Source organism: Nonomuraea sp. NPDC003709 (assembly GCF_040610775.1).
Taxonomy (GTDB): Bacteria; Actinomycetota; Actinomycetes; order Streptosporangiales; family Streptosporangiaceae; genus Nonomuraea; species Nonomuraea angiospora_A.
Genome location: NZ_JBEXMW010000016.1, coordinates 159,743 through 171,710, shown reverse-complemented (window position 1 = coordinate 171,710; position 11,968 = coordinate 159,743). Strand labels below are relative to the sequence as shown.

11 protein-coding genes are annotated in these 11,968 nt (G+C 71.0%); 6 read left to right on the top strand and 5 right to left on the bottom strand.

Features of this window, described 5'->3' with window-relative positions:
• The first annotated feature begins 5 nt into the window (after window positions 1-5).
• Together ABZX61_RS39905 and ABZX61_RS39900 are read left to right on the top strand one after the other, a co-directional pair.
• Window positions 6-1,799 (top strand): gamma-glutamyltransferase family protein, encoded by a 1,794-nt coding sequence (locus tag ABZX61_RS39905; RefSeq protein ID WP_355201686.1) that lies wholly within the window; start codon window positions 6-8, stop codon window positions 1,797-1,799.
• Window positions 1,796-2,536 carry a sulfite exporter TauE/SafE family protein gene (locus ABZX61_RS39900; protein WP_350724773.1) on the top strand — a complete coding sequence of 247 codons (741 nt, stop codon included), beginning with the start codon at window positions 1,796-1,798 and terminating at the stop codon, window positions 2,534-2,536. Before ABZX61_RS39905 ends, ABZX61_RS39900 begins: the two co-directional genes overlap by 4 nt.
• A 9-nt stretch (window positions 2,537-2,545) precedes the next feature.
• Here the strand turns inward: ABZX61_RS39900 and ABZX61_RS39895 are convergent, their stop codons facing one another.
• The 3 genes from ABZX61_RS39895 to ABZX61_RS39885 form a co-directional block, all read right to left on the bottom strand.
• Window positions 2,546-3,631 (bottom strand): glutamate--cysteine ligase, encoded by a 1,086-nt coding sequence (locus ABZX61_RS39895; protein ID WP_350724771.1) that lies wholly within the window; start codon window positions 3,629-3,631, stop codon window positions 2,546-2,548.
• An 87-nt stretch (window positions 3,632-3,718) separates the two neighbouring features.
• On the bottom strand, window positions 3,719-4,369 hold the full coding sequence (locus tag ABZX61_RS39890; protein WP_355201684.1) for a M15 family metallopeptidase: 651 nt from the start codon (window positions 4,367-4,369) through the stop codon (window positions 3,719-3,721).
• Window positions 4,370-4,381: 12 nt separating this feature from the next.
• Window positions 4,382-5,530 (bottom strand): ROK family transcriptional regulator, encoded by a 1,149-nt coding sequence (locus tag ABZX61_RS39885; protein ID WP_355201682.1) that lies wholly within the window; start codon window positions 5,528-5,530, stop codon window positions 4,382-4,384.
• Between the two features lie 137 nt (window positions 5,531-5,667).
• Here ABZX61_RS39885 and ABZX61_RS39880 point away from each other — a divergent pair, with 137 nt between their 5' ends.
• The 4 genes from ABZX61_RS39880 to ABZX61_RS39865 all read left to right on the top strand — a co-directional run bounded on the left by ABZX61_RS39880 (window position 5,668) and on the right by ABZX61_RS39865 (window position 10,362).
• Complete coding sequence (locus ABZX61_RS39880; RefSeq protein WP_350724766.1) at window positions 5,668-6,993, top strand: extracellular solute-binding protein; 1,326 nt, start codon at window positions 5,668-5,670, stop codon at window positions 6,991-6,993.
• Between the two features lie 5 nt (window positions 6,994-6,998).
• A complete protein-coding gene (locus ABZX61_RS39875) occupies window positions 6,999-8,006 on the top strand; it encodes a sugar ABC transporter permease (RefSeq protein ID WP_355201680.1) in 1,008 nt (335 codons plus the stop codon).
• Window positions 8,003-8,857: a carbohydrate ABC transporter permease gene (locus ABZX61_RS39870; RefSeq protein WP_350724762.1), complete on the top strand. Its 855-nt coding sequence runs from the start codon at window positions 8,003-8,005 to the stop codon at window positions 8,855-8,857. Before ABZX61_RS39875 ends, ABZX61_RS39870 begins: the two co-directional genes overlap by 4 nt.
• Window positions 8,858-8,922: 65 nt before the next feature.
• Window positions 8,923-10,362, top strand: coding sequence for a glycoside hydrolase family 3 protein (locus ABZX61_RS39865; RefSeq protein WP_355201679.1), 1,440 nt, complete (start codon window positions 8,923-8,925; stop codon window positions 10,360-10,362).
• Between the two features lie 79 nt (window positions 10,363-10,441).
• On the opposite strand, the gene ABZX61_RS39860 is transcribed toward ABZX61_RS39865, so the two are convergent.
• Complete coding sequence (locus ABZX61_RS39860; RefSeq protein ID WP_355201677.1) at window positions 10,442-11,623, bottom strand: ROK family transcriptional regulator; 1,182 nt, start codon at window positions 11,621-11,623, stop codon at window positions 10,442-10,444.
• Between the two features lie 102 nt (window positions 11,624-11,725).
• Window positions 11,726-11,950 (bottom strand): hypothetical protein, encoded by a 225-nt coding sequence (locus ABZX61_RS39855; RefSeq protein WP_350724756.1) that lies wholly within the window; start codon window positions 11,948-11,950, stop codon window positions 11,726-11,728.
• Between the last annotated feature and the right edge of the window lie 18 nt (window positions 11,951-11,968).

Below are 11,968 nucleotides of genomic sequence, written 5' to 3'. Positions count from 1 at the left end.
AGATCTTGTTCACCACCAGGCCCGAGCTGACGGGCGACTTCGGCATGGTCGCCAGCACGCACTGGCTGGCCTCGGCCACCGGCATGGGCGTGCTCGAACGCGGCGGCAACGCCTTCGACGCGGCGGTGGCCGCCGGGTTCGTGCTCCAGGTCGCCGAGCCGCACCTGAACGGCCCCGGCGGCGAGGTGCCGATCCTGCTGTGGAGCGAGGACGAGCAGAAGGTGTCCGTGGTGTGCGGGCAGGGCGTGGCGCCGGCCGCGGCCACCGTCGAGCGCTACACCGGGCTGGGCCTGGACATCGTGCCCGGCACGGGGCTGCTGGCGGCCACCGTGCCGGGAGCGTTCGGCGGCTGGATGCTCATGCTGGAGCGCTGGGGCACCTGGTCGCTGGCCGACGTGCTGGCCCCCGCGATCCACTACGCCGAACACGGGGTGCCGGTGCTGGAGCGCATCGCGGCCACGATCGAGTCGGTCGAAGGGCTGTTCAACGACGACTGGCCGACGTCGGCGGCGACCTGGCTGCCCGGCGGCCGGGTCCCGGCGGCGGGGTCGAAGCTGGCCAACCCGGTGCTGGCGGCCACCTACCGGCGGGTGGTCGCCGAGGCCGAGGCCGCGTCGAGCACCCGCGAAGGACAGCTCGACGCCGCCCGCCGCGCCTGGTACGAGGGGTTCGTGGCCGAGGCGATCGCCGAGTTCTGCGCCAAGACGGCCTGGCGGGACAGCAGCGGCGAGGCGCACGGCGGGCTGCTCACCGGCGACGACCTGGCCCGGTGGTCGGCCTCGGTCGAGGAGCCGCTCGCCTTCGACTACCGCGGCCACACCGTCTACAAGACGCGGCCGTGGGGGCAGGGGCCGGTGTTCCTGCAGCAACTCGCGCTCCTGCAGGGCTTCGACCTGGACGGGATGGAGTTCCTCGGCGCCGACTACGTGCACACGGTGACGGAGGCCGCCAAGCTCGCCTTCGCCGACCGCGAAGCCTGGTACGGCGACACCGACGTCCCCGTGTCCGACCTGCTCAGCGAGGCCTACAACGCCGAGCGGCGCAAGCTCATAGGCGCGCAGGCCAGCTTCGAGCTGCGGCCCGGCGCCCCGGGCGGCCGCGCCCCCAGGCTGCCCGACTACCCCGCGCCCGGCACGGCGAGCGACGCCCCCGGCATCTCCGGCGCGCGCTCCCCGCAGGGCGTCGGCGAGCCGACCGTGGCCCGCGACGGCACGGTGAAGGGTGACACCTGCCACCTCGACGTCGTGGACCGGTACGGCAACATGGTCTCCGCCACCCCCAGCGGCGGCTGGCTGCAGAGCTCCCCCACCATCCCCGAGCTGGGCTTCTGCCTGGGCACCAGGGCTCAGATGTTCTGGCTGCAGGACGGGCTGCCCGCCTCGCTGCGCCCCGGCACACGTCCGCGCACCACGCTGACGCCGTCGTTCGCGCTCAGGGACGGCAGGCCGTGGCTGGCGTTCGGCACCCCCGGCGGCGACCAGCAGGACCAGTGGAGCCTGAACTTCTTCCTCGCGGTCGTCCACGGCGGGCTGAACCTGCAGGAGGCCATCGACGCCCCCATGTTCCACTCCGAGCACTTCCCCAGCTCGTTCTTCCCGCGCGGCTCCCGTCCCGGCGTGCTGCACGTCGAGGATCGGGTGGACGCGGGCGTGATGGCGGAGCTGCGGCGGCGCGGGCACGAGGTCGAGGTGCAGGGCCCGTGGACGCTCGGCAGGCTCAGCGCCGTCGCCCGTGACGGCGAGTTCCTCAAGGCCGCCGCCAACCCGCGCGGCGCCCAGGGCTACGCAGTCGGCCGATGACGGATCTCCTGTTCATGCTGGGCGCCGGTCTGCTGGCCGGTGTGGTGAACGCGCTGGCGGGCGGCGGGACGCTCATCTCGTTCCCCGCGCTGCTGGCGCTGGGTTATCCGAGTCTGACCGCGTCCGTGACCAACGCGGTGGCGCTGTGGCCCGGCTACCTGGGCGGCGTGCTCGGCTACCGAGCCGAGCTGCGCGGCCAGCGGCGCCGGGCGGCGGCGTTGTCGATCACGACCGTGCTGGGCGCGGGCGTGGGCAGCGCGTTGCTGCTGCTCACGCCCGGCCGGCTGTTCGAGTCGCTGGTGCCGTGGCTGGTGGCCTTCGCCAGCCTGGCGCTGCTGGCCCAGCCGTGGTTGCGCAGGCTCTTCGGCGGTGAGGCCGACGGGCCGCCCAGCAAGCTGGTGTACGCCGGGGTCTTCCTGGGCGGCTGTTACGGCGCCTACTTCAACGGCGGAATGGGTGTACTGCTCCTGACGGTGCTCGGCATGTTCCTGCACGACAACCTGCACCGGGTGAACGCCGTGCGGGCCACGCTCGCGCTGGTGATCAGCACAGTGTCGGTCGTGGCGTTCTCCCTGTTCGGTCCCGTGCAGTGGCAGGCCGTGGCGGTGATCGCGCCGGCCAGCCTGGTCGGCGGGTTCCTGGGCACGCGTCTGGCCAAACTCATGTCGGCCAAGGTCCTGCGCGGCGTCGTTGTCGCGTTCGGCCTGGGTGTGGCCGTGGCGCTTGCCTTGCGTTAGGCGATATCGCTACGCGACGGTGGCCTCGATGAGGTCGTCCACCACGTCGGCCAGGTCGTGGCCCCTGGCGTGCACCCGGCGCTGGCGCATGGCTCCCGAGCCCTTGCGCAGCAACCGGTCCAGCCCCTCCTGGACGAACGTCAGGTCGCCGGCCTCCGCCAGCGCCGGGCGTACGTGCTCCAGGAGGCGGCCCGCCATCACCGGCGCGGGCACGAGGGCGCCGTGCCGCACGTCCATGCTGTCGCCCGTCAGCCCGTAGCGGGCCGCGCGCCAGTAGGCGGCGCGCAGCACCTCCGCCGGGATCGGCAGCCCACGGTCACCCCGCTCCACCGCGGCCAGCGCGGTCACCACCAGCGCGCGGATGAGCCCGATCAGGGTGAGACTGTCGCTCACGTCGAGCGGCACGTCGGCCACCCTGATCTCGACCGTGGGCAGCCGGGACGACGGCCTGGCGTCCCAGTAGACCGTCTTGGCGTCGAGCAGCACGCCCGAGTCCGTGAGCGCCCGCACCGCCAGCTCGTAGTCGCCGAACGAAGGGAAGTACGGCGGCGCGCCGGACACCGGCCAGCGACCCCAGCTGATCACCCGCCAGGACGCGTAGCCGGTGTCGCGGCCCACGAAGAACGGCGAGTTGGCGGCCAGCGCGATCAGCGTGGGCAGCCAGGGACGCAGGTGGTTGCCGACGTAGACGGCATGCTCCTCGTCGGGCACGTCCACGTGCACGTGCAGGGCGCAGATGCTGATCTCGTCATGAAGTGCGCGATAGAGCGTCCTCCCTTGGTGATAGCGATCGTCGTCGGCGAGCGGCGGCGGCATGACGTTCCCCAGCACGGGGATGCCGCTCGCGACGACGGCCAATCCGCACGAACGGGCGGCGAACGCCACCTCCTGCCGCGCGGAACGCAGTTGCGAGCCGAGCTCGCTGAGGTCGGCGGAGGGCGGCGTGCGAGCCTCCACCTGGAAACGCGTGATTTCTTGCACCACGTCGAGCACATCCGTCGCCGCGGCCAGGACATCGGCCGCTCGGGGAGCAACGTGGCGGGTGCGGGGATCGACTACGAGGTATTCCTCTTCGATCCCGATCAACGGAACCATACCCACACCTCGCTGGGAGTCCAAACCTCCGACTGAAGGTTGTGCCCGGCGCACGCCCAGGGGAAAACCCCTGGAGCAAACGATTGCTCAGATGGGCCCGTAGAGGGCGTGGGCAAATCCCGTGGACATGGCCCAATAACGGTCGCCGTACGACCAGTGCCACCACTCGGTGGGGTAGTTGACCAGGCCGGTGGGCTCCAGAGCGGCGGCGAGGAGCTTGCGGTGGGCGCGCGCGTCGGCGGTGATATTGGGGGCGGCCGTATAGCAGGCGCCGTCGCTCTGCTCCGGGTTGTCGTTGACCTGGGTGCCCATGTCGTACTCGACGCCGTCGGGGTCGCACAGGGTCAGGTCAACGGCGGCGCCGGCGGTGTGGGGGGCGACCTCGACCGGGGACACGTACCGACTCGCCGCGATATATGACTCGTCGGGGGAAATTTCGGGGAATGTGGTGTGGAGTTCTGCCCGGTACGTCTCGAAGATCCGCCGCTGGGTGGCGATGGGCCGGTAGCCCTCGACGATCAGCAGGTGGAACCCGTCGGGCAGCGAACGCTCGGCCCGCTCCAGCCGGTCGAGCAGGCCGGAGCGCAGGTGCGCGTACGCGCCTTCGTCGTCGGCCAGCCGCGTGTCGACCCGCAGCCGCCCGCGCACGTCGGCCAGCGGCTCGCCGCACTCGCGCACGGGAAGCGCGGTCACCCTGGGGTCGGAGATGAGCACGACATCGTTGGGGGACAGCCACATGAGCAGAAATTCTCACACAGTATCGGAGAAGACCTGCTCCCGGGCCTGCTCCAGAGCGGCCACCAGCGCCCCGCGCAGCACGGGGTTGCCCGCGACCCGGGTCGTGACCACGGTCGGCCGGCTGGGGCAGACGCGGGCCACCGCCTCCTGCACCTTGGCGGCCAGCCGCGCGCCACCCGCCCGGCCGATGTCGCCGCTGAGCACGATCAGCCCGGGATCGAGCACGACGGTCACCGCCGCCGCGCCCACGGCCAGCCGTCCCGCCACCTCGTCCAGATAGCCCTCGTCGCCGCCGCGCACCAGGTCGGGCACCGTCCTGCCGGTCACGCCGTGCCGGTCGGCCAGGCCGCGCAGCGCGTCGTGGCCCACCAGGCGCTGGAACGAGCCCGACTGCGGCTCCGAGACGTCGGTCGGCAGCGGCTCGCCGGGGACCGGCAGCCAGCCGATCTCGCCCGCTCCCCCGCTGATGCCCCGGTGCAGCCTGCCGCCCAGCATGACGCCGAGGCCCTGGCCGACGCCGGCCCAGATCACCACGAAGTCGTCGTGGCCGGCGGCCGCGCCGTACTTGTGCTCGGCGAGGGCGACCAGGTTGACGTCGTTCTCGATGGTGACGGACGCGCCGAGCGTCTCGCGCAGGCTGGCCAGCACGCCGACGTGCCAGTCCGGCAGGTCGTACGACCAGCGCACGTCACCCGTGATCGGGTCGACCACGCCCCTGGTGCCGATGACGAACGCGCGCAGCCGCGACAGGCTGACGTTCGCCGTGTCGCAGGCGCGCTGCACCGCCTCGTGGACCGCCTTGACCGGGTCGCGGCCGTCGGACGGGTTGAGCGTGATCTCCACGACCACCCTGCCTGTGATGTCCGCCACAGCGACCTTGAGGCTGTCGGGCAGGACCTCGAGCCCGGCGACGTACGCACTGGAGGGAACGACGGCGTACAGGGCGGCGTGCGGCCCCCTGCCCCCGGCGCGCTCCCCCGCGACCTCGACCAGCCCCCGCTCCTCCAGGCGAGCGAGCAGCTGACCTGCGGTTACCTTGGAGAGCCCGGTCCTTTCCCCCAGCTCGGCCCGGGTGAGCGGGCCGTCCATCAGGAGGAGTTCGAGTGCCGCGCGATCGTTCAACCTGCGCAGCAGCCGGGGGACTCCCGGGCTTCGACTCATTACCGCACCCCTCTCGTCACGAATGGCTAACGGGCGTTTCTTTTAAGAAAGTTTCTTGTTAGTTTAGCAGCGTTGTTCGACATTGACGATCAGCCTGGTGCGGACCGTGGGCCGGCACCCGGGAAGGGAGAAACCCTGTGAGGATCGCGAAGATCACAGCCGCTACGGTCAGCACGGCCGCGCTGGCCCTGGGTCTGGCCGCCTGTGGCTCGAGCGAGACCCCCTCGTCCTCACCCAGCGCCGCCGCGCCCGCCAGCAGCGGCCCCAAGTACGCGGGCAAGACGCTGACGTTCTGGCGCCTCGGGGACACCAACCCCGCCGCCCAGAAGTACACCGACGAGCTGGTCGCCGAGTTCGAGAAGGAGACCGGCGCCAAGGTGAACGTCGAGTGGATCCCTTGGCCGCAGGTCAACGACAAGTTCACGGCCGCGGCCGCCGGCGGCACCGGCCCTGACGTGACGGAGATCGGCAACGACCAGGTGCCGCTGTGGCAGAGCCAGGAGGCCCTGGAGCCGATCACCGACATCGTGGCGGGCGGCGACCAGGCCCAGATCCCCAAGAACCTCATGGGGCTGGAGACCATCGACGGCGAGACCTACGCCGTGCCGTGGGGCGGCGGCAGCCGGGCGGTGCTCTACCGCGCCGACTGGTTCAAGGAGCTCAAGATCGAGATCCCCAAGACCTGGGACGAGCTCGTGGCGGCCGCCAAGAAGATCCAGGCCAAGAAGGGCAAGGACGTGGACGGCTTCGCCTTCAACGGCGGCTCCGACGCCAACCACCTGCTCGGCGCCCTCGCCTGGACCGCCGGCGGCGACTACGCCGCCAAGGAGGGCGACAAGTGGGTCGGCAAGCTCACCGACCCCGGCTTCAAGGAGGGCTTCGCCCAGTACACCAGCCTGGTGACCGACGGCCTGTCCAGCAAGTCGCGACTCAACCAGAACACCACCGAGATCCGCACCCGCTTCGCCAACAACAAGGTCGGCATGTACCTGACCGCGTCGTGGGACCTGCCGGGGATCGCGGAGGACAGCAAGGGCAAGCTCAAGGGTGACAAGCTGGCCTTCTTCCCGCTCCCGTCCAAGGCGGGCGGCGAGGCGCAGTCCTTCCTCGGCGGCAACGACATCGCCGTCTGGGGCTCCGCGAAGGAGAAGGACGCGGCCAAGGAGTTCGTGAAGCTGGCCTCCAACAAGCAGTGGGGCGTCAAGTACGCCACCGACGGCGGCCTGCTCCCCGTCTACCCCGAGGCCCTGGCCGCCCTGTCCAGCGACCCGGCCCAGGCGCCGTTCGCCGCCGCCTTCGCCAAGGCCAAGGCCTTCCCCGCCGACCCGCAGTGGACGGAGGCCAACGAGACCAAGGCGGTGCTGCAGAACGCGGCCCGCAAGGTCATCGAGGGCAAGGCGAGCGCGGATGACGCGCTGGCCGCTGCCAACAAGGAACTCGAAGACATCCTCAACGCCTCCTGAGTCCTGTGACGAACACGTCAACGCTCGCCCCCCGGGGCGGAGGCAGTGCCTCCACCCCGGGGCGGCGCCGCTCACACCGGCCACCGCGGGCCAGCGGGCTGCCCGCCTGGTCGATCCCCTACGTCCTGCTGATCCCGGGACTGCTGGTCATCGGCGCGCTGCTGCTGTGGCCGCTGATCCAGATGGTGATCATCTCCTTCCAGAAGGTGGGACTCGTCCAGATCTCGGGCAAGAAGCCGGCCACCTGGGTCGGGCTCGAGAACTTCACCAAGGTCTTCGAGAACGACATCTTCTGGTCCTCGCTGCGCAACACCCTGGTGTTCGCGGTGATCGCGGTGCCGCTGACGCTGATCCTCGGCACCGCCGTCGGCGTCCTGCTGCACCGGCTCGGCAAGAAGATGTCGCTGTTCGTCATCATCGGCATCATGTTCGCCTGGGCGGTCCCGCCGGTGGCGCAGGGCATGATCTGGCGCTCGCTCTTCGACGCCGAGGCCGGCATCGTCAACTGGGCGCTCAACCTGCTGCCCGACGGGCTCTCCAAAGCCCTGTTCGGACGGGCCGACTGGACCGGTCAGCCGTGGCTCAACGACGCCTGGTCCATCTACATGGCGCTGATCGTCTGCGTCGTCTGGGCGGGCTTCCCGTTCATCGCGGTCTCGGTGCTGGCCGGCCTCAAGGGCATCCCGGCCGAGCTGTACGAGGCGGCCAAGGTGGACGGCTCCGGCGCCTGGCGCACGTTCAGGAAGATCACCTTCCCGCTGCTCAAGCCGGTGTTCGCGGTGCTGACCGTGCTCTCGATCATCTGGGACTTCAAGGTCTTCTCCCAGCTGTATGTGCTGGCCGGCACCACCAACCGGGAGGCCTACAACCTGTCGATGTACGCGGTGACCGAGGCGTTCAAGGCCCCGCCGAAGATGGGATCGGGCGCGGCCATCGCGGTGGTCCTGACCGTGATCCTGCTCATCGTCACCGCGGCCTACATCCGCCAGATGTTCAAGCAGGAGGAGCTGTGAAGAGCCCGCAGGCCCGCAGACGTCTGGGCAAGGCCACGCTCAACGCGGCAGGCGTGCTGGTCTTCCTGGTCGCCGTCTTCCCCGTCTACTGGATGGTCTCCACCGGCTTCAAGGCGAACGACCAGATCTTCACCACCGAATTCATCCCGTTCCCCACGCACTTCACCTTCGAGCACGTCACGCGGGTGCTCACCGACGGCGTGGCCGGGCACTCGATCTGGCTCTACATGCGCAACAGCGCCATCGTCGCGCTCGGGACGGTCCTGATCGGCGCGGTCTTCGCGCTGCTGTCGGCCACCGCGGTGGCCCGGTTCCGGTTCAAGGGGCGCACAGCGTTCCTGAGCCTGCTGCTCGTCGCGCAGATGATCCCGGCCGAGGCGCTGCTCATCCCGCTGTTCCTCGGCGTCAAGCGGCTGGGCCTCTATGACCAGTTGCTCGGTCTGATCGTGACGCAGGTCGCGCTGACGCTGCCGTTCGGGATCTGGATGCTGCGCACGTTCGTGGCCGCCGTGCCCAAGTCGCTGGAGGAGGCGGCCTGGATCGACGGCGCGAGTCGGTTCACCACCTTCTGGAAGGTGCTCTTCCCGCTGGTGGCCCCGGGTCTGGTCGCGACCAGCATCTTCTCGTTCATCACCGCGTGGAACGAGCTGATCATGGCGCTGTACCTGATCAACGACCCGACCAAGTACACGATGCCGGTGGCCCTGCAGTACTTCTTCGGACAGAAGGGCACCGACTGGGGCGCCATCATGGCCAGCTCCACGATGATGACCATCCCGGTCGTCATCTTCTTCCTTCTCGTACAACGCCGCATGGTCTCCGGCCTGGTCGCCGGGGCCGTGAAGGGCTGACATCCGCAGGGCGAATGCCTTATTCGACCCTGCCCATCTTTGGGCCTGAAATCCGATGAGGAGCTATGAGTCAGAGTGATCGGGGGCTGCGCCGTCTCGCGGCCGGCACGCTGCTCGTCGCCTTCCAGGGCACCGTGGCGCCCGAATGGGTGCTGCGCGAGCTGGAGCAGGGCCTGGGCGGCGTCACGCTCTTCGGCTTCAACGTGGCCGATCCCGGCCAGGTGAGCGACCTGACGTCCGCGCTACGGGGCGCCGGTGAGCCCGTCATCTCGCTGGACGAGGAGGGCGGCGACGTGACGCGGCTGGCGTACCACGTCGGCAGCCCGTACCCGGGGAACGCGGCGCTGGGCGCGGTGGACGACGTCGAGCTGACCCGCCGGGTCTACCGCGCGATCGGCTCGGAGCTGGCCGCCTGCGGCATCAACCTGGACATGGCGCCCAGCGCCGACGTCAACACCGAGGCCGACAACCCGGTGATCGGCACCAGGTCCTTCGGGCCCGACCCGGAGCTGGTCGCCAGGCACACGGTGGCGGCCGTGGAGGGCCTGCAGTCGGTGAACGTGGCCGCCTGCGTCAAGCACTTCCCCGGCCACGGCGCCACCCGGGTGGACTCCCACCTGGCGATCCCCGTCGTGGACGTGGACCTGGACGTGCTGCGGGAGCGGGAGCTGGCCCCGTTCCGCGCGGCGGTCGGCGCGGGGGCCAGGTCGGTGATGACCGCGCACGTCGCGGTGCCCGCGGTGACGGGCGAGACGCCCGCCACGCTGTCCAGCGCCGCGCTCACCGGGCTCCTCAGGGGCGAGCTCGGCTACGACGGCGTGGTCATCACCGACGCGCTCGACATGCGGGCGATCACCAGGAGCGTGGGCCTGGCCGGCGGCGCGGTGCTGACGCTCGCCGCCGGGGCCGACCTGCTGTGCCTCGGGCCGCTGCCGACCTACGACGACGTCCAGGCCATCATCGCGGAGATCGTCTCCGCGGTGCGCGAGGGGCGGCTGCCGCTCTCCCGGCTGGAGGAGGCGGCGGCGCGGGTGGCGGCGCTGCGGGCCTGGTTCGGGGCGCCCGCCCCCGTCGCCGCCGAGCAGAACGTGGTCGGCCTGCACGCCGCGCGCCGCGCCGTGCGGCTGACCGGAGCGACGGAGCCCCTGGTCGAGCCCCTGGTGATCGAGGTGGACACCCCGCCGACGATCGCCGTGGGCGACGTGCCGTGGGGCGTCGGCCCGTGGCTGCCGGACGCGGAGATCGTCCGGGTCAAGCCCGCGGCCGCCGACGTCCCTGGCCTGCTGGCCAAGGCCGTGAACCGGTCCCTGGTCGTGGTGGTCAAGGACGCGCACCGCCACCAGGCGAGCCAGGAACTGGTCTCCGCGCTGGTGGCGGCCCGTCCGGACGCGACGGTGATCGAGATGGGGCTGCCCGTGTGGCGCCCCGACAGCGCCGCCTACATCGCCACGTACGGGGCCGCCCGGGCCAACGCCCAGGCCGCGATCGAACTGCTCACGGCCTAGCTCCTCGCGGGCCCGGTCGAGCCGCCCACGGCCTAAGGCGCCAGCAGCTCCTCGCGGGCCTGGTCGAGCCGCTCACGGTCTAATGCGCCAGCAGCTCCTCGCGGGCCTGGTCGAGGGCGGCCAGCACGGCGCCGCGCAGCACCGGGTTGGGGTCGGTGATCTTCGTGGTGACGACCTGGGGGCGCACCGGGCAGATCCTGGCCACCGCCTCCTCCACCCGGGACGTGAGCGCGGGTCCGCCGGCGTGGCCGATCTCCCCGGCCAGCACGACCAGCCCGGGGTCGAGGATCACGCACACGGCGGCGACGCCCAGGGCGAGCCGGTTGGCGATCTCGTCGAGCAGCGGCTCGCCCTGGGCGCCCGCCGCCATCGCGACCTTGACGCACTCGCCTGCGCTGCCGGCCGCGAACCCGTACGTCTGGGCCAGCTCCGCCACCGCCTCGGCGCTGACCAGCGACTGCAGGCCGCCGGCCAGCGAGGGCAGCCGCCCGGGCTCGGTGCGGATGTCCTCGGGCAGTGGCACGCCGGGCACCGGCAGGTAGCCGATCTCGCCCGCGCTGCCGGAGCGGCCCCGGTGGAGCTTGCCGCCGAGCATGATCGCCAGGCCCAGGCCGCGGCTGGACCACAGCAGGACGAAGTCGTCGAGCCCCTTGGCCGCCCCGTCGGCCCGCTCGGCGATGGCGGCGAGGTTGACGTCGTTCTCGATGGTGACCGCGCGCCGCAGGTCGCCGGCCAGGGCCTCGTGGATGCCCTCGTGCCAGCCCGGCAGGTCGAACGAGAAGCGCACGTCGCCGCTGCGCGGATCGACCACGCCGGGGGTGCCGATCACGACGCCGCGCAGCTTGGAGAGGCTGATCTTGGCGCTGCGGCAGGCCTTGACGATCGCGCCGTGGACCACCGAGACGGGGTCGTCGTGGCCGCCGGGGTCGACCGTGACCTCGGCGATCGTGTGGCCGTGGATGTCGGCCACCGCGGTGGAGATCAGCTCGGGCCCGACCTCGAGACCGGCCACGTACGCGCTGGAGGGGATCACCGAGTAGAGCGCCGCGTTGGGCCCCCGCCCGCCGGCCTGGGCGCCGACCACCTCGACCAGGCCGCGCTCCTCCAGCCTGGCCAGCGTCTGCGAGGCCGTGACCTTGGACAGGCCGGTCAGATCGCCGATCTGGCCACGGGTCATGGGGCCTGTGGCGAGCAACAGGTCCAGCGCGGCCCGGTCGTTGATCTCCCTGAGCAGTCTGGGCACACCAGGGCGTCGCTCCACGCTGAATTCCGCCGTCTCATGAGAACCGCTGTTATCGAAAAGGTTGTTGGAAGTTTAGCGCTCTCACCATCGCGCGCATTCGGATCGGGTGCCCGCGGCCCACTACGGAAGCAGCGGCGGGAGTACACCGACCCCACGCAGAACCGCCACCACAGCCCACGCCGTCAAGAGGATCAAGATCGAGGCCGTGCGCACATTCCGGTAAAGCCGCTGCCATTTGCGCACCTCGCGCATCTCCCGCTCATGGGCCCGCGCAACGCGTAACTCCGCGATCTGCTGCCGGCTCGTGACCTTGAGCCTGCTCCAGTCGATCTCCTGCCGCACCATGACCCGATTCTGCCTCTC